Here is a 17,294-nt window from a genome sequence, read left to right on the forward strand (position 1 = left end):
GGAAGAAGAGGAAGAACGCGATGTCAGTACCCGACCGGATGGACGAACGACTGCGCGCCCTGGGGCTGGTGGAGACACAGCGCATGGCCGAGGCCCTCTTCGCCGGAACGGCGGCCCGTGGCCTGGTGGCGCCGGGCCGCAGTGAACGCGAGGCGAGCGACCGGATCGGGGACCTGGCGAGGGAACTGTTCGGCACGGCCGCGCGCCTGCCCGGGCCGATCGTGCGCTCGGGCCCGCACACCCTGCTCCCGTACGGCCCGGAGACACCGGACCGGGTGGTCGGCGAGGACGACCTCGTCATCGCCGAACTCGGTTCGGTGCTCGCGGTGTCCGAGGCCGGTTTCGCCTCGACCCTCGTCTTCGGCGGGGACCCGGACAAGCGCCGGCTCGCCCTGGACCTGCCGAAGATGTTCGACGCCTGCCGCGAGGCCCTGCTCGCCGACCCACGCCTCACGGGCGGGCAACTGCACGCCGAGCTCCTGGCGCTCGCCACCGCGGCGGGCTGGACGACGGCCGGACGGCACTGCGGTCACCTGGTCGGGGCGGATCCCTCGGCAGGTGTCCGGGACGCACGGCCAGACGCGTACATCTGCGCGGAGAACGACCGTCCGCTGCGCCGGACCGTCGGGGGAGGGTGGCAGGCCCACTGGATCCTGGAGATCCATCTGGTCGACGAGCGCCGCGGTTTCGGCGGCTCGTACAAACGGCTGCTGGACCTCGTCTGACGGGTCGTCGGCCGGGCCGTCAGCCGGCCGTCAGGAGCAGGGGGGCCGGAGCGCCGTCCGTCCAGTCCGGGGGGATCGCGGCGAGCGCGTCGCCCACGGCGGCCCCCTGGAGGAACGCGGCGCCGTGCCCTTCGGCGATCCCGGCCCGCGCGCCGTCCCAGGCGACGGGCACCAGCCGGGTCAGTCCGGGGGCGGGCCGCGCCCGCCCGTGCACCGGAACGTGCGGCAGGGCACCGAGGGCACGTCCGGACAGGCCCGCGATCAGGGGGCCGAGCAGGGTACGGGCGGCGACCAGGGCGGCGTACGGATTGCCCGGCAGCCCCACCACCCAGCGGTCCGGGGCCAGTTCGGCGAGCAGCATGGGGTGGCCGGGCCGGCAGGCGACGGTGTCGACGACCATCCGCGCCCCGGCGGCCTCCAGCAGCCGGCGCAGCTGGTCGGTGGCACCGACGGAGGTGGAGCCGGTCACCACGACGATGTCGGCGCCCCGCACCGCGTGCACGGCCCCGGACAGACGTCCGCCCGGCCGGTCGGGGACGTACCGCACCTCTTCGGTCGCGCCGCCGAGTTCGGCGACCAGAGCAGGGAGCAGCGGCCCGAGGGCGTCGCGCACCCGGCCGGGGCCGGGTACCCCCGCGTGGTCCAGCTCGTCCCCGGTGACCAGTACGCCGACCCGGGGGCGCGGCCGCACCGGCAGCGTGTCATGGCCGCAGGCGGCGGCGAGCCCGAGCAGCGCGGGGCCGATCCTGGTGCCCGCCGGGGCGAGCCGGCGGCCCGCGGGGGCGTCCTCGCCCGTGCGCCGGATGTGCCGGCCCGGCGGCGGCACGGGGCCGGACACCCGGCCGTCGTCCGTGGTCACCGCCGACTCCAGCGGCAGCACGGCGCGGGCCCCGGCCGGCACCTCGGCCCCGGTGGAGATCTCCACACACTCCGCCGCGCCGAGCACGCCCGCCCAGGGCGCGCCCGCGCGGACGGCGGCCCGTACCCGCCAGGGGCCGGTGCCGGACACCGCGTAGCCATCCATCGCGGCCGTGTCGAAGCCCGGGAGCGGCCGCAGGGTGGGCAGGCCGTCGGCCAGGGTGAGTCCGGCCGCGTCGCACAGGGGGACCGTACGGGCGGGCAGCGGGCGCGCCGCGCCGTGGGCCAGTACCCGGGCCCGCGCCCAGGACACCACGGGGGGCCGTGCCGGGACTCTGGGCATGGACGCGGAGGCGGAGACCGGATCGGGGGCGGGTGCGAGGGCAGGCGCGGTCGTCGGAGGCATGAACACGACTGTCGGCCCGGGGCGTTTCCGGGTCCCCGCGGGAGGGTTGCGGTTGCGCTCCGATCCGCTCACCTCCCGCCTCACCCGGGCGTGAACCTCGCGCCCACGCCTGAGGGCCGCACACCGGTGCGGTGCGGCCCTCAGGGTGATGCGGGGGATCAGGCGGCGGCCAGGGAGATCTCGGTCGACTTGATCAGCGCGACGACGGAGGTGCCGGAGGCCAGACCGAGGGCCTCGACGGCGTCCTTGGCGATCGCGGCGGTCAGCTCGCCACCCTCGACGGAGACCTTCACCGAGCCCATGGCGCCACCGGTCGCGACGTCCGTGACGGTGCCGGCGATCTGGTTGCGGATGGACAGGCTCATGGAAAACACGCCTCACATAGTCGGAAACGAAACCGCAAGTACTTCTGTGACCTGCGTCATGGCCGACCGTAGCCGATGAAGGACGGGGTCCGGAGCGCCCCCATCGCATTCGCCAACCGAATGGACGCAAGCTCCTGGCGTATTCCGGAAAAGGCCCCAGATCCTCTCTTTTTCCGGGCCCTTCGCCTTCCTGACCTGGGACTTATGACCCGGTTGGCGGAATCGGCACCCCCTCGACCCCGGAGCGGCGAATTGCAGATGCGGGCCCGGCAATGCTCCATTGGCAGCAAATGCAGCACCGTTCCCGTCTCTCATGCCGTGCGTGCGCGGGATTCGGACAACCGGACCGGAGAACACATCCCGCCATGCGCTTCTTTTTGCACGTCCGACAGGGCCGGGCGGCCGCCGGCCTCCTCGGCGGCGCCCTCCTCGTTCCCGTCCTGGCCGCCTGCGGGAGTGGCAGCACCGGCACCTCCGCGGCCGCACCGACCGGCGCCTCCGCATCGGGCTCCGTACCGGCCGCGAACCTGACCGTGCTCGCCGCCGCCTCCCTCACCGACGTGTTCAAGACCATGGGGGCGGAGTACGAGAAGGAGCACCCGGGCACGAAGGTCACCTTCTCCTTCGCCGGATCGCAGGAACTGGCCGCACAGGTCAGGCAGGGAGGCCCGGCCGATGCCCTGGTCACCGCGGACACCAAGACGATGGACGGCCTCAAGGCGGAGACCGGGACCCCGACCGTGATCGCGAAGAACGAGCTCGTGATCGCCACCGCTCCGGACAACCCCCACAAGATCGACTCCCTGAAGGACCTGTCCGACCCCAATCTGAAGGTCGTCCTGGCGGCCCCGGAGGTCCCCGCCGGGCGCTACAGCCAGGAGATCCTCGACAAGCAGAACATCACCGTCAAGCCGGTCTCGCTGGAGCCGAACGTACGGGCCGTGCTGTCCAAGGTGGAGCTGGGCGAAGCGGACGCCGGCCTCGTCTACAAGACGGACACGACCGCCGCCAAGGGGAAGGTCGGCGCGGTCGACATCCCGCCCGACCAGAACGCCGTCGCCTCCTATCCGGCCGCCGCGCTGAAGGACACCAAGAACGTCGCCGCCGCGGACGCCTTCGTCCAGTGGCTGTCCTCGCCGGAGGCCCAGAAGATCCTCCAGGAGGCGGGCTTCCAGCAGCCGTGACCAGGCACCGCACCGCCGGGCCCCGCCCGCCGCTCCTCCTGGCCGTGCCCGCGCTCCTCGCGATCGCCTTCCTGATGCTCCCCCTGGCCGGGATCCTCGTCCGCACCCAGTGGGGCGAGCTCGGCGAGCACCTGACCACGCCCGGCTCCCTGGAAGCCCTGCGGCTCTCCCTCGTCGTCTCCTTCTGGGCGCTGGGCCTCAGCCTGGTCCTGGGCGTACCCCTGGCCTGGCTGCTGGCCCGGATCGACTTCCGCGGGAAGACCGTCGTACGGTCCCTGGTGCTGCTGCCGATGGTGCTGCCTCCGACGGTGGGCGGTGTCGCGCTGCTGCTCGGCTTCGGCCGGCGCGGTCTGCTGGGCCCCTTCCTGGACGACGCCTTCGGGATCACCCTGCCGTTCCACACCTCGGGCGCCGCCGTGGCGGCCACCTTCGTGGCCATGCCGTTCCTCGTCATCAGCCTCGAAGGGGCCCTGGGCGGGCTGCGACCGGGCTACGAGGAGACCGCGGCCTCCCTCGGCGCCACCCCGCTGCGGGTCTTCTTCACCGTCACCCTGCCGATGGTGGCCCCCGGCCTGATCGCCGGAGCCGCCCTCACCTGGGCCCGGGCGCTCGGGGAGTTCGGGGCCACGATCACCTTCGCCGGGAACCTGCCCGGCGTCACCCAGACGCTCCCCCTCCAGGTCTACCTGCTGCTCCAGGACGACCCCGAGGCCGCGACCTCGCTGTCCCTCCTCCTGCTCGTCGTGGCGATGGCGGTACTGGTCGCCCTGCGCGGCCGCTGGACCTCCGGCCACGCCGTACGCGACACCCATCACGCGACACCCACCGAGGACCCGGTCGCCCGGGCCCCCGAGCCGGAACCGGTCGCCGGCTCCGCGCCCGCCGGCCGCTGGTCCCTGCACGCCGAGGTCACGGGCTTCAACGAGCTCACGCTGGACGCCGAACCCGGCACCACCATCGCCGTGGTCGGTGAGAACGGCGCCGGCAAGACCACCCTGCTGCGCGCCCTGCTCGGCCTCACCCCGCGCGCCCATGCCGCACTACGGCTCGGCGACGACGATGTGACGGCCCTGCCGCCGCACCGGCGGGGCGTGGCCTGGGTCCCCCAGGACGGCGCGCTGTTCCCCCACCTCTCTGCGCTCGGCAACACCGCCTACGGCCTGCGCGCGCAGGGCACGAGCCGCGCCGAGGCCCGCTCCCGGGCGCGCCTGTGGCTCGACCGGCTCGGTGTCGGCCATCTCGCCGAGCGCAAGCCCGCGCAGCTGTCCGGCGGCCAGGCCCAACGGGTGGCGCTGGCCCGGGCGCTGGCCGCCCGCCCCCGGCTCCTCCTCCTGGACGAACCGCTGGCCGCACTCGACCAGACCACCCGGGCCCGCGTCCGGCACACCCTCCGCACCCACCTGGCCGGCTTCGGCGGAGTCTGCCTCATCGTCACCCACGATCCCGTCGAGGCCGTGTCGCTGGCCGACCGGGTCCTCGTACTGGCCCACGGCCGGGCCCTCCAGGACGCGCCGCCCGCGGAGGTCACGCGCAATCCGCGCTCCCCGTGGGTCGCCCGCATGCTCGGCCGCAACGCCTGGCCGGGGACGACCACGGTGGACGGGCTCAAGCTGGTCGCCGGCGGGTCCGTCGTGGTGGCGGAACCCGTGCCGGAGGGCTCCGAGGCGCTGGCGATCGTCGCACCCGAGGCCGTCTCCCTCCATCGCGAGCAGCCGTCCGGCAGTCCGCGCAACGTATGGCCGGGAACCGTCCGTGAGATCACCGCGGCGGGCAGCCGGCTCCGGGTCCTCGTCACGTCGCAGGCCGCCGCCGACGTCGTCTCCGAGATCACCCCGCAGGCCGCCGCCGAGCTGGCGATCGCCGACGGCACTGCGGTGTGGTGCAGCGTCAAGGCCACCGAGATCACCCTCGTGCCCCTGTGAGTTCCGATCGACGGGCGGCATCGAAACAGGCACACGCTACGAGAAGAGCGGCAATCGCCTCGCATATGCCGTCCACTATGGCGCATTCACCTTGTGGATGATTAACTGACTCCAGGCAGGCCGCTTCGGCCCGCCTCCGTGTCCACGTCCGGTCGCCCCGCCGGGTCGACGTCGGCCGACGGCACGTACACCGGCCCCGTGACGGTCGAGCGGCTCTCGCCGCCATGGGGAGCACCGGCAAAAAGAGGCCCCTGCATGCCGATCGCGGTGTTCGGCACGCGGGGGCCTCTTTGCGTGCCGGCTAACCGCGCCCCCGCACTCCGGCCACCACGTTCCGGCTGTCGCGTTCCGGCCGCCCGTCTCACGGAGCGGAGCACATCTGGCATATGCGGTCTCCATGTGGGCATGCTTACGCAGATACAGCCCGAAACAGCTACATCGGCTCGAATGTAAGGACTGAGGTATGGCGGTAGTCGTCATGCAGCCCGCGGCCGGGCAGGCTCCCACCGCCGTGAGCAGGGTGCTCGCCGCAGCGGGTCTGACCTCCCGGACCGTCCCGCTCGCGGACGATGCCGGCCCGTCCGCCGACCTCGCCGGGGTGGAGGGCCTGATCGTCCTGGGCGCCGCCGATCCGGCCCTCCTACAGGAAGCCCTCGCGGCGGAGGTGCCCGTACTGGCCCTGGAACCCGGCACCCGACTGCTGGTGCGGGAGGCGGGCGACGCTCCGGGGGCCCGGCCCGAGACCGCCCCCGGCCGCCCGCCGGTGGAACTCACCCGGGCCGTCGGCTCCGACCCGCTGTTCGCCGGGGCCGCCCGGCCCTCCCGGTACCTGCGGCCGGCCTGCGACCCTCTGGAACTGCCCGCCGACGCCGTGGTCCTGGCCTCCTGCGACGGGTACCCGGACCAGGCGTTCCGGATCGGCGCCAGCGCCTGGGGCGTCCGCTTCCTGCCGCAGGAGCTCCCCCTGGACCCCTGGGGCGAGCAGCTCCTCGGCCGGTTCGCCACCCTCGTGGCCGCCCGCGCCGAACACACGGCCACCCGGGCCTTCTTCACCCGCCGGGCCGACGCCTGGGAGGAGCGGTTCTCCTACCAGACCCCCGCCTACGAGGCGGCGATCGCCCGGCTGCGGCTGGCACCCGGCGGACGGGCGGCGGACCTCGGCTGCGGTACCGGCCGGGCCATGCCCGCGCTCCGGGCGCAGGTCGGACCCCGCGGCCAGGTGCTCGGCGTCGACCTCACCCCGGCCATGCTGGCCGCCGCCGCCCGGCACGGCCGCACCCGCCACGGGTCCCTCCTCGCCGCCGACTGCACCCGGCTCCCGCTGGCCGGAGCCTCCCTGGACGGCATCTTCTCGGCGGGGCTGCTCGACCACCTCCCGGACCCGGCCGCCGCCCTGCGCGAATGGGCCCGCGTCACCGCGGCCGACGGCGTCCTGCTGCTCTTCCACCCGTCGGGCCGGGCGGAGCGCGCGGCCCGGCACGGCCGCTCCCTCGACCCCGACGACCTCCTCGCCGAGGGCAACCTCCGCCGCGCGCTGGAGACCACGGGCTGGCAGCTGGAGGAGTACGAGGACGCCGCCGGTCACTTCCTGGCCCGTGCGGTGCCGCGCGGCTGAGCCCGCACGACCGTGCTCAGAGGCGGTGGATCCGCTCGATGCCGTACCAGGTGGAGACACAGGCCGCGACCCAGTCCCGCTGGTAGTCGGACGTGAAGAAGGGTTCGGCCAGGCTCCCGATGTACATGGGCCGGTATCCGAGGTCGGTGGCACCCGCCGCGGCCTCGGTCCGGATGCGGGAGTTCTGGGCGTCCCAGGCCACCGCGCGGGTGACCGTGGCGGTGGTGAGCTGCTTGACGCCCGGGACGAGCACGGCCAGCGAGGCCAGCGTCAGTCCGGCCGCGACCACGATGCCCGCCGGCAGGGCCACGGCGGCCCCCCGGCGCGCCAGGTACCGGCGGGCCCACACCCCCAGCAGGACGCCGTAGGAGCACAGCGCCAGTTCCATGGGTACGAGGTAGTTCGTCCAGGTCCGGGCGTACGTCCATCCGCTCGGTCCGTAGCCGCTGCGCAGCCCCACCACCACCGCGAACGATCCCAGCACCACGACGAGCACCGGCAGCAACAGCAGGGCGACCAGCATCTTCCGCGGGACGGCCCGGCCCGACTCCCGTTTCCCCGGCGCGGGCACGGGCGCCGCGAGCCCGGCCCCCAGGCCCAGCAGGACGCCGACCGCGGCGGCTCCGAGGTAGGCCCACTGGCCGGTGACGGTGTCCCACATGTGCAGCCAGTCCTCGTAGGTGCCCCGGAGTTCGCCCGCGGAGAGCATGGACTCCTTGGGCGGCTGCTGGGCACGGCGCCACCGGGCGCCGGGGGACGTGGTGAGCACGATCAGCCCGCAGACGACCCCGGCGCACCAGAGCAGGCACCAGGTGAACGGATGCCAGGTCTGCGCCAGCTTGAGGCGGGGCACGGCCAGCAGTCCCGCGCAGGCCGCGAGGAGGCCGCTGACGAGGGAGAACGACTCGCTCAGGGTGCCGATCGCGAACCCGATGAGGAACGCCGCGGCGAAGCCGCCCGCGCGTAGGGCGGCCCGCGGTTGGCGGACCGTCCAGATGGCCAGCAGCAGCGCCCACACTCCGATGACGCTCGGAATGGTGTGGGAGATCGTGGCCGGTGCCCACAGCAGGACCTGATAGCTGCGTGTGCCGCCGTAGTAGATCACGGCCTGGACGGCCAGGGCGGCGGCGACCAGGAGCAGCACCGGGGGTTTCACGCCGAGGCACCGCAGGAACCTGATCCCGAGGAGGACCAGGCCGATGGTGAAGGCGACGGCTATGACGGTCGGCAGGATCTTCATCCCGGCGAGTCCGTCGCCGTAGACGATGCCGCTCAGGAAGGCGTTGGTGATCCGGCCGTTCTGGGTGGTGTAGAAGTCGTGCGTGATGCCGAGGACGCCCAGATCGCGGGACTTCCAGGCGGCGCACCAGTCGTCCGAGGTGGGCCGGACGTAGAGGCCGAGGAAGCAGCCCACGGCGATCAGGGCTCCGGCCGCCGCCACGAGGGAGCCGCCCGCGACCGGCAGGAGCCTGCGGACGAACCGGCGATTCCCCTCGGTCGAAGCAGTGCTCATTCACCAGTCCTTCGCAGCGAAGCGCGGCCGGACCGACTGCCGACGGCCGATGCGCCTGCCGGTTCCGGTCACACCAATGTGCACGGTCCGCCGCCCACCGGCATCCGCGAGGAGAGCCGCCGGGACCGGGCCCGCGGCGCTCCTGCCGTGCGCCACGGGCACCTTCGCCCCTGTCTCGGCCGCTGCTCCGTTGCCGCGTCCATTGCCGCGTCCGTTGCCGCGTCCGTTGCTCCGTCCGTTGCGCGCCCCTTGCTGCGTCCCTGGTGCGTGCGTTGCTCCGTGCGGGAACGCGAGGCCGCTTCAGGCCCTTCCCTGCCGTCACCCGGGCGGCGGGCATGTCGTGGCGGGCTCAGCACGTCCGGCCCACGATGGGAGCTCCGGGGGCCGCCCGCACGGAAGCCCGACAGAAGGAGTGGCGATGCATGCTGCCCGGGTCGTCCGCTGGGCGGCCGTCACGGCGTCCTTCGCGAGCGTCGCCCTCCCCGTGTGTGTCGCGGGGAACCCCGTCGGCCGGCCCTCCCAGGAAGGGCGGCCGGTGTTCTTCGTCCGGCCCCTCGGACACCAGAGCCACGGCGAGGCCGAGGGCCGCTACGCGCCCCTGTCGATGCTCGTCGCCCCCACCGTCGGGCTCCTCTCCAACACCAACGCCGCCGAGGGCGTCACACCTGCCGTCGCCGGGGGCGCACGGTACGTCGAGCGGAGCCACGTGCTGCGGCTGCTGTCCGGCCGGTGGAGGTACCTCCCCACCGGCCGGACGGCGTCGCTCGTGGCGCCCCCGGAGGACCCGACGGCCCGGCTGCAGATCGCGGAGAGCCGCGCCTGGCTGGCCGCCGGCCGGGTGCCGGGCGGTTCAGCGGCCCAGCGCACGGCGGCGGAGCGGGCCCTGCTGGCCATGCGCGCCCTGCTGCGGCCGAACGGGGCCATGGCGGCGGGCTGGTCTCCCGGCTGGATGTACTCCTGGCCGCGCGACTCCAGCTTCGCCTCCGCCGCGTTCGCGCACACCGGCCACGACGCCGAGGCCTACCGGATCCTGCGCTACAGCGCCGCGACCCAGCGCAAGGACGGCACCTGGGACGCGCGGACGGAACTCGACGGATCCGGCCCGCCGGACAGCAGACGGTGGCAGCTCGACGCCAACGGCTGGGTGCCGTGGGCCACCTGGCAGTGGTACCTGACGGCGCCTCCCGCCACCCGCCTCGCCCGGCTGACCGCCCTCTACCCGATGATCCGCAAGGCGGCCGACCGCGCGGCGGCCTCCCTCGGGGCGGACGGGCTGCCCCCGGCCTCCCCCGACTACTGGGAGGTGATGACGACCACCACCAACATCGGTACGGCCGCACCCCTGCTCGCCGGGCTCAACGCCGCCGCGCACCTCGCCGGCGAACTGGACCGGCCGCAGGACGCGGCCCGCTGGTCCGGCGCCGCCGGGCGGCTCTCCACCGGGATCACCCGGAAGTTCGCCCCCCTCGGCTACCAGCGCACCGTCGACGGACAGCACGGACAGGACAGCGCGGTGGCCTTCATGGCACCCCCGTTCAACACGGCCCCGGCCGATCTGCCCCGGGCGCTGGACACCACGTACAAGGCGCTGCTGCTGCCCAACGGCGGGCTCACCCCCGGGAACGATCCGACCGCGCCCTGGGGTGTGAACGCCTGGACCCCCAGCACCTCGTTCTTCGCCCTCGCATGGGCGGGCACGGGGCAGCCGGCGAAGGCGCGGCAGGTCCTGGACTGGGTCCTCGCCAAGCGGAACCCGCTCGGGGAGCTGCCCGAGAAGGTGGACCGGGCGGGCCGGCCCTCGTCGGTCGCCCCCCTGGCCTGGACGGGCTCGATCGTCGTCCTCACCCTGGTGGCACTCGACGGCGGGGCGCTCCCCGCACCACCCCGGACGCCGTAGCGCCGAAGCGCCGAAGCTCCGCAGACCCGTAGACCCGTAGACCTTTCAGCCCGCTCAGCCCTTCGGCCTGCGGCACCGCCTCAGACCGGGTCCGTTCCGTCACCGGGCGGCGGAGCGGTGCGCAGGCGCTCCAGCTCGGCGAGCAGGTGCTCGTACGCGAGCTTCTCGGCCGCCACGGCGCGCGCGAGGGGGAGGTGGTGCGGATCCTGCCGGGTCCTGGCCTCCTCGGCGGCGGCGACGCGGGCCTCCCTCGCCCTGTCCAGTTCGTTCATCGCCGCCACGGTGCCGACATCGAGCAGCTTGTGCTCCAGGGCCTGGGCGAAAGCGCGTTCCGTCGGTGCCGTGAGCCGGTCGAGGTCCTCCGCGCAGCTCTCCGGGGTCTCCGTCCGCGCACAGGCCCGGTCGAGATCGCGGGAGAGCGACCGGAGGGTCTTCCCGAGTTCCGGGTACCCCCAGTCGGGCGCGGTGTCGTTGCCGCATCCGGCCACCAGTGCCGTGCAGGCGGCCAGGGCTGCGAAGGCGCGCATCGTTCCGGGTCCTGCGCACATGCGTCGGCACGAGATGAGAGGAGGGGTCATGGAAGCCCCGATCGCCCGTTGGTCCGAGTGCGGCCGCCCTGGCTGCGCGAGGTGGTCTGGCTGACATCCTCGCCCGCCCCCATCCGCCCTGCCACCCGGCGGCCCGGGGGGCCGCAGGGGCCGCGGGCGAACGCTGCGGCGCAGGTCACCGAGGGGGCTGTCCCCCGGCGACGGTCGCGCCCGGGCGGCCGGCCAGCGCGAGCGTCCAGGGCTGGACGGCCCGATGCCACGGGGCGGGGGTCCGGCTGCCCGGCGGCGTGGCCCCGCCCGCAGGGACCGTCGTGATGACGTGCAGATCGGCGTCCAGGCCGAGCGCCGCGGCGACGGCCGTACCGGCCCCCTCGGCCACACCGGCCGGGGCTCCCGTGTACAGCATCTGGGACTCCTGCCAGGGCTGCGGCCCGTCGGTGGCCGCCACGCCCACCGTGCCCGCGCCCGCTCGGCCCGCGAGCAGGTCGCCCGCGATGCCCACGGCGCCGTAGCCGCCCAGGCCGCCGGCCTCGGCGACCGGGGAGAATTCCGGCGCGGACCCGCCCGCGCGGGCCAGGCTCGTGGCGACGGTGCCGATACCGGGCCGGCGGAAGAACAGGCGGACGCCGTCGCCCTCCGGGCGCACCGAGAGCGCGCCCGTCGTCTGGGGCAGCCCGGTCGGGACGGGGTCTCCGAACGGGGCCTCCGGTGCCGGCTGGACCCAGGCCAGTACGGACCCGGCGGTGGCCGCGTACACGTGGCGCCGCCCCGACGCGTCGGTCGCGGTGACCGGATCGCCCTGGAGGCCGGCCCCGCCCAGGGCCTGCCACGCGCCGAAGTCGCCGCCCGGGGTCTCCTGCGCCCGGGCGCGCAGCGTCCGGCGGGAGTCGCGGACGTACACCGTCATCCGGCCCTCGGCGTCCACGGCGACGGACGGCCCGCTGATCGCCGAGGTGCCGGACCTGTCCACGGTGTCCGGGGTGCCCAGCGACCGCCACGGGCCGAATCCGCCGTCGACCTCGCTCTGGACGGCGTAGACGATCTCCCGGCCGTACTCCTGGGGCGTCGCGCCGAGCGTGGTGCGGGTGGCGAACACGCCGATCCGGCCGTCCCAGAGGCGGACGGCCGCCGCCCCGGAGTCGATGCCGTCGCCGGGCAGGAACTCGGGGCCCTGCCAGAGGGCCTGCGGGCCGCTGCGCGACCAGTACGCCATACGGCCGTCCAGCGCGGCGAAGGCCCACAGCCGTCCGGAGACGCCCTCGGTCATCCAGGAGGTGCCGTCACCGCGGCTGTAGCGGATGGTCTGGCTCCAGCCGGCGCCGGTGGGCCGGGTCGCGGTCTTGCGGTCGCCGCAGCCGGCGGGGCTGCCGCACCAGTCCTGGTGGTCGGTCCAGGCGTAGGTCTTGAGGTAGCCGAGCTTCTCCTCGGCCGTCTGCGGGTCGAGCGTCGGGGGCAGTGAGCTGTTCGGGTAGCTCACGTAGTTCTGGACCGAGAAGTGCGGCCTGGCCGTGGTCTTGGCGTAGCGCTCGGCGGCGGCCTGCACGAAACGGGCGCCGTAGATGTGGTCCTGGTGGTCGAGGAAGGCGCCGCCGCCCTCCGCCCTGCCGGGGGTCGGGTCCTGGGTCCGTATCGTCGTCGGCCGGTACGCCTCGAACACGCCCGCGATGGCGGCCACGGTCTGGTCCTTGGTGTAGGAGAACCAGTCCTTGACCGGGGTCCCGGAGGTCAGCTGGGCACCCAGGGCGGGGGTCCGGCCGTCCCACAGGCCGCGGAGGCTCTCCGGATTGTCCCCGGAGATGCTGCGGGCCTCGCGCAGCTCCATCCATACGAGATTGACCTGGGGCCGGGCGACCAGGACGTCCACCTCGGCGCTGCCGCCACCGGCGGTGGGTACGGACTTGCGCTGCCAGGCGCTGGCGCGGTCCCCGGTGGCCATCTGCGCGTAGGCGGCGCGTATGCCGTTCTGCCGGGCCTCCGCGTAGGCGGCGCGGTCGGCGGGACCGGCGGCGTCCTGCAGGTGCGGGCTGTGGGCCTCGTTCCTGCCGTCGGACTCGCCGGAGGTCAGGTAGACGGTGGTGACCTTGATGCCCGTCGATATGGAGCGGCTGAGGTCGGGGTTCATGAAGAAGAGGTCGTCGTCGGGGTGCGCGACGACCTGGAGGGCGGAGCCCTCGGTCACGCTCGGGGTGACCAGCACCTCGGGGGCCACCTGCGGAAGCTCGGTCCCGTGTCCGTAGGCCCAGGCCGTCACCCCGGCGGTGCCGACGGAGAGCGCGGCGAGCAGGGCCGCGAGTCGGGTGCGGCGGGCCAGGGACATGTACAGCGCCTTGAGGGTCGGTCCGGTGCGGCGATCCGCCTGGGAGGTCGATCGGTGTCCCGATGGCTCCATTGCTTCCGGAGACGACCGGGGCCGATTATGGCTCGCACGTTCGGGGCTGACACACCATCAAGTCGCATATGACCGTAAAGGGAGTTGTGGAAGAAACGGGTCGCTTTGCCCGATTTATTAACTCTTGCGTAGTTGGTCAGGAAAACAGGCCGGAACCGGTATATGCGCTGGCCACCTGCGGGTTACGCGGGATCGGTACGGCCGTCGAGCGCGCCACCCTCTTCACCACCGACCCCCACAAGTGGCGCATTCCACACCTCCGGGCCGGCAGGCAGCAGCAGGCGCCGGCAGTGACGCAGCTCTCACCGGCCGATGAGGCGGCCCCTGGAGCTCAGGCGCCTCGACCACCCCGGCATTAACATGGACGGAAGCGACCGAAAGGCCGATACCGCCGAAACGGCCGACCAGCCGGACCAGCCGGACCAGCCGGACCGGCGAATTCTCAGCATTCCGCTCGGGCAGATCGATCGAGTCGTTCGACCGGCACTCAGGACAGTCGATGCCAATGAAGCGCATCACGGCATTGCGCTCGCGCAATGGAATCCCGGCCATCGCCACCGTCGTCACACTGACCGCCGCCTGCCTGCTGTCCGGGGCGGCGGATCCCGGCAGGAAAGCACCCTCCTGCCCCACGGCACCGTCGGACAGTTTCTGGCACGCCCCCGTGGACAAACTGCCCGTGCACCCGAATTCCGACCGGTACGTCGCCTCGATCGGCACCGCCGACCCCCTCCATCCGGATTTCGGATCGGGGCTCGTGGAAGGTCGGCCTTTCGGCATTCCCATCACCGTCTCGGACACCACGGTGCCGGAATCCGAGGTGTCCCTGGACTACCCCGAGGAGAGCGAGACATCGGGCTACCGGATCCCGCCTGACGCCAGGATCGAGAATGGTCCGGCGAGCGACGGGGACCGGCACGTCGTCGTCTGGGACAAGGCCCTGTGCAAGTCCTACGAGCTGTTCGACGCCGAGCGGCAGGGCGGCACCACCTGGCACGCCGGCTCGGGTGCGATCTTCGACCTGCGGTCCAACGCCCTGCGACCCGACGGATGGACATCCGCCGATGCCGCCGGCCTCGCCATCCTCCCCGGCCTGGCGCGCTACGACGAGGCGGCCGGCGGGCGGATCGACCACGCCATCCGCATCACCGTGCCCCACTCCGACCAGAGCTACGTCTGGCCCGCGAGGCACCAGGCGGGCTCGGCGGCGGACAGCGCGCTGCCTCCGATGGGACTGCGGCTGCGGCTCAAGAGCTCGGTGGACACCTCGGGGCTGGCCCCGCAGGCCAAGGCCGTGGCCGACGCGCTCAAGAAGTACGGCGCCATCGTCGCGGACAACGGCTCGCCCTGGTACATCACCGGCGAGGAGAACCCCGGTTGGGACAATGCGCAGCTCGACGGGCTCAAGGACCTCAAGGGCTCGGACTTCGAGGCGGTCGACGCGTCCGGCCTCCAGCAGTCACCGGACTCCGGAGCCGCCGCACCGCAGTGACCGCTGGTGACCCCGTCCATACGGGGCAGGGCCCGGCGGGAGAGGGAGCGAGGCATGCCCGCGTCCTGGCGAGGACGCCGCACCCTGACACGCGGACACCCCCCCCCGATGATCACTACAACGGGTCCCCCGAGGGCCCCTCCCCCGGCTCGGGGAGGGACCCTCGGGGGAGCATCACGACAGGGCCTGGGCTCCGGGCGCGTCCAGCCGTTCGGTGAGGCTGCCGTAGAGCCCGGGGCGGCGGGTGCGCATGAGGCCGAACTCCAGCCAGTCCCGGCGCTGGTCGAGGTCGAGGTCGGCGACGAGGACGGCCTCGCGGTCGCGCGGGGCGCGCAGCACGATCCGGCCGTAGGGGTCGGAGATGAAGGAGGAGCCGTAGAAGGTGGAACGGCCCTCGGTGCCCACCCGGTTGGGCACGATCATGAAGAGGGCGTTGGCCAGGCCGTTGGCACTGATGGCGTGCTCCCACATGGGCCGGGTGTCGAAGTCGGGCAGGTCGACCTCGGAGCCGATGGCGGTGGGGTGGACGAGGATCTCCGCGCCGGCCAGGGAGTAGGCGCGGGCGAGTTCGGGGAACCACTCGTCCCAGCAGGTGGGGAAGCCGAAGCGGGCGCCTTCGTGGGCGATGACGGGGAAGCCGCTGTCGCCGGGGCGGAAGCACAGGTCCTCGCGGTAGCCGGGGAAGGCGGGGATGTGGTTCTTGCGGGTCCGGGCGATCAGCTTGCCGTCGGAGTCCACGCAGACGGCGGTGTTGTAGCCGAGGCCGCCGTCCTCGGCGCGCTCGTAGAGGGAGGCGTGGACGGTGATGCCGAGCTCGGTGGCGAGTTCCGCCGCGAGAGCGACGGTGGGGCCGGTCTCCACGTCCTCCAGGTGACGGGCGGCGCCGTCGGCCATGGGGTCGTCGGTGTTGCAGAAGTAGGGGCTGCGGGTGAGTTCCGGGAGGCAGACGACCGTGGCGCCCTGCCCGGCGGCCAGGGCGACACCCTCGCGGAGCCGGTCGTCGTGCTCGGCGGCATCGGCGTACCAGCGCATCTGAACGAGGCCGACGCGCAGCGGTTCGCGTTCGCCGGGCTGGGTGCGGCCCGGGGAGCCGAGCGGGGATCCGAAGGAGGTGAGGAGCGCGTACGAGGTCACGGGCGGGCTGCTTTCGAAGTTCTGACTGAAATTTCAGTCAGAATGCGGGATGCGGAAAGGATCGGTCAAGGAGCGGTCGGTGCGGTGCGCCGGACGGGCCGGACGCGGGCGGCGCCGGAACGTTCCGGCAAGGCATGAATGTAGACGCTGCCGGAACGTTCCGGCAAGGCTGGACCGAGCGTCTAGAATGCGGGGCGTGACCCCACCTGCCGTGACCCTGCTCGATGTCGCCCGCGCCGCCGGTGTCTCCAAGAGCACCGTCTCCGACGCGCTCCAGGGCTCCGGGCGGGTCGCGGAAGCCACCCGGGACCGGGTCCGCGCGGTCGCCGAGGAGCTCGGCTACCGCCCCAACAGCGCCGCCCGACGGCTGCGCCGCTCCAGCACCGGAGCCGTCGGCCTGCACCTGCCCCAGACCGCGACCCGGCTGGGCTACTACATGAACCTGGCCTTCGGAGCCGTCCAGCGCGCCCAGGAGGAAGGACTCGACGTCGTCCTGCTCGCCCCGGGCGGCGGTGCCTCCGGCCCGCTCGCCTCCCGGGTCGACGGCCTCCTCGTCATCGACCCCGAGGTCGGCGACAGCGCCGTCCCGGGGCTGCTCGACTCCGGCGTCCCCGTCGTCACCGGTGAGCGCTACCTCGGCCCCTCCCCCACCCCCGACGGCGCGGTCGTCTGCGACAACGCCGCCTCGCTCACGGCCCTCCTCGACCACGTGCACGACCGCGGTGCCCGCCGCCCCGCCCTCCTCGCGCCCGAGGGCACCTCCGCCTGGGCCCAGGCCCTGCGCGAGACGGCCGCCGCGTGGGGTACCTCGCACCGGACCGAAGTCACCCTGCACACCGTCCCGTTCGCGGCGACCGAGGCCGACACCGACACCGCCACCCGGCGGCTGCTCGCCACCGACCCCGGGATCGACGCCGTGATCTGCGCCCCCGACGGAGCCGCCCCCGGAACCCTGCGCGCCGCGGCCGGCCTCGGCCGCACGGTGGGCGCCGACCTGCTGGTCGCCTCCTGCGTCGACGGCACCGCGAACCGGAGCGCGAACCCGCCCGTGACGGCGGTCGACCTGCGCCCCGCCGACTACGGGCGGGCCTGCGCGGAGCTCCTCTGCGACATCCTCGCCGGCCGCGCCGGGGCCGACACCGTCCGCCACCACACCTGGGTCCTCGAAACCAGGCCGTCCACCACCGGATCCCACCTCTGAACGCCGCAGGTCGAACCGCCGGACAACCCTCGGGAGCGGACCGCC

At 73.7% G+C, this 17,294-nt stretch carries 12 protein-coding genes and 1 pseudogene; 7 read left to right on the top strand and 6 right to left on the bottom strand.

What is annotated here, in order from left to right; all coding sequences use genetic code 11:
• Positions 1 to 20: 20 nt before the first annotated feature.
• On the top strand, positions 21 to 725 hold the full coding sequence (locus ACZ4YL_RS10640; protein ID WP_468115374.1) for a M24 family metallopeptidase: 705 nt from the start codon (positions 21 to 23) through the stop codon (positions 723 to 725).
• Between the two features lie 19 nt (positions 726 to 744).
• Here ACZ4YL_RS10640 and ACZ4YL_RS10645 read toward each other — a convergent pair whose 3' ends face one another.
• Positions 745 to 1,989, bottom strand: coding sequence for a molybdopterin molybdotransferase MoeA (locus ACZ4YL_RS10645; RefSeq protein WP_468115376.1), 1,245 nt, complete (start codon positions 1,987 to 1,989; stop codon positions 745 to 747).
• 158 nt (positions 1,990 to 2,147) lie between these two features.
• Positions 2,148 to 2,348, bottom strand: a pseudogene (locus ACZ4YL_RS10650) (TOBE domain-containing protein); the annotation flags it as partial.
• Between the two features lie 371 nt (positions 2,349 to 2,719).
• On the opposite strand from ACZ4YL_RS10650, the gene modA reads away from it, so the two are divergent.
• The 3 genes from modA to ACZ4YL_RS10665 all read left to right on the top strand — a co-directional run bounded on the left by modA (position 2,720) and on the right by ACZ4YL_RS10665 (position 7,075).
• Positions 2,720 to 3,538: a molybdate ABC transporter substrate-binding protein gene (gene modA, locus ACZ4YL_RS10655; RefSeq protein ID WP_468115377.1), complete on the top strand. Its 819-nt coding sequence runs from the start codon at positions 2,720 to 2,722 to the stop codon at positions 3,536 to 3,538.
• Positions 3,535 to 5,460: an ABC transporter permease gene (locus ACZ4YL_RS10660; RefSeq protein ID WP_468115378.1), complete on the top strand. Its 1,926-nt coding sequence runs from the start codon at positions 3,535 to 3,537 to the stop codon at positions 5,458 to 5,460. Before modA ends, ACZ4YL_RS10660 begins: the two co-directional genes overlap by 4 nt.
• Before the next feature lie 463 nt (positions 5,461 to 5,923).
• Positions 5,924 to 7,075 carry a methyltransferase domain-containing protein gene (locus tag ACZ4YL_RS10665; RefSeq protein WP_468115380.1) on the top strand — a complete coding sequence of 384 codons (1,152 nt, stop codon included), beginning with the start codon at positions 5,924 to 5,926 and terminating at the stop codon, positions 7,073 to 7,075.
• A gap of 16 nt (positions 7,076 to 7,091) precedes the next feature.
• Here ACZ4YL_RS10665 and ACZ4YL_RS10670 read toward each other — a convergent pair whose 3' ends face one another.
• Positions 7,092 to 8,588 carry a DUF6056 family protein gene (locus ACZ4YL_RS10670; protein ID WP_468115382.1) on the bottom strand — a complete coding sequence of 499 codons (1,497 nt, stop codon included), beginning with the start codon at positions 8,586 to 8,588 and terminating at the stop codon, positions 7,092 to 7,094.
• Between the two features lie 418 nt (positions 8,589 to 9,006).
• Here ACZ4YL_RS10670 and ACZ4YL_RS10675 point away from each other — a divergent pair, with 418 nt between their 5' ends.
• Positions 9,007 to 10,485, top strand: coding sequence for a glycoside hydrolase family 15 protein (locus ACZ4YL_RS10675; protein WP_468115384.1), 1,479 nt, complete (start codon positions 9,007 to 9,009; stop codon positions 10,483 to 10,485).
• An 80-nt stretch (positions 10,486 to 10,565) separates the two neighbouring features.
• Here the strand turns inward: ACZ4YL_RS10675 and ACZ4YL_RS10680 are convergent, their stop codons facing one another.
• Together ACZ4YL_RS10680 and ACZ4YL_RS10685 are read right to left on the bottom strand one after the other, a co-directional pair.
• Positions 10,566 to 11,012, bottom strand: a complete 447-nt coding sequence (locus tag ACZ4YL_RS10680) for a hypothetical protein (protein WP_468115385.1) — start codon at positions 11,010 to 11,012, stop codon at positions 10,566 to 10,568.
• Between the two features lie 196 nt (positions 11,013 to 11,208).
• Positions 11,209 to 13,350 (bottom strand): PIG-L family deacetylase, encoded by a 2,142-nt coding sequence (locus tag ACZ4YL_RS10685; protein ID WP_468115386.1) that lies wholly within the window; start codon positions 13,348 to 13,350, stop codon positions 11,209 to 11,211.
• Between the two features lie 577 nt (positions 13,351 to 13,927).
• Here ACZ4YL_RS10685 and ACZ4YL_RS10690 point away from each other — a divergent pair.
• Positions 13,928 to 14,914 (top strand): hypothetical protein, encoded by a 987-nt coding sequence (locus ACZ4YL_RS10690; protein WP_468115387.1) that lies wholly within the window; start codon positions 13,928 to 13,930, stop codon positions 14,912 to 14,914.
• Between the two features lie 174 nt (positions 14,915 to 15,088).
• Here ACZ4YL_RS10690 and ACZ4YL_RS10695 read toward each other — a convergent pair whose 3' ends face one another.
• Positions 15,089 to 16,048, bottom strand: coding sequence for a nitrilase-related carbon-nitrogen hydrolase (locus tag ACZ4YL_RS10695; RefSeq protein ID WP_468115388.1), 960 nt, complete (start codon positions 16,046 to 16,048; stop codon positions 15,089 to 15,091).
• 196 nt (positions 16,049 to 16,244) lie between these two features.
• On the opposite strand from ACZ4YL_RS10695, the gene ACZ4YL_RS10700 reads away from it, so the two are divergent.
• The gene (locus tag ACZ4YL_RS10700; protein WP_468115389.1) at positions 16,245 to 17,249 is read left to right on the top strand and encodes a LacI family DNA-binding transcriptional regulator; all 1,005 of its coding nucleotides are present in this window, start codon (positions 16,245 to 16,247) and stop codon (positions 17,247 to 17,249) included.
• Positions 17,250 to 17,294 lie beyond the last annotated feature (45 nt).

The sequence above is a fragment of the Streptomyces sp. NPDC030021 genome (assembly GCF_055574035.1).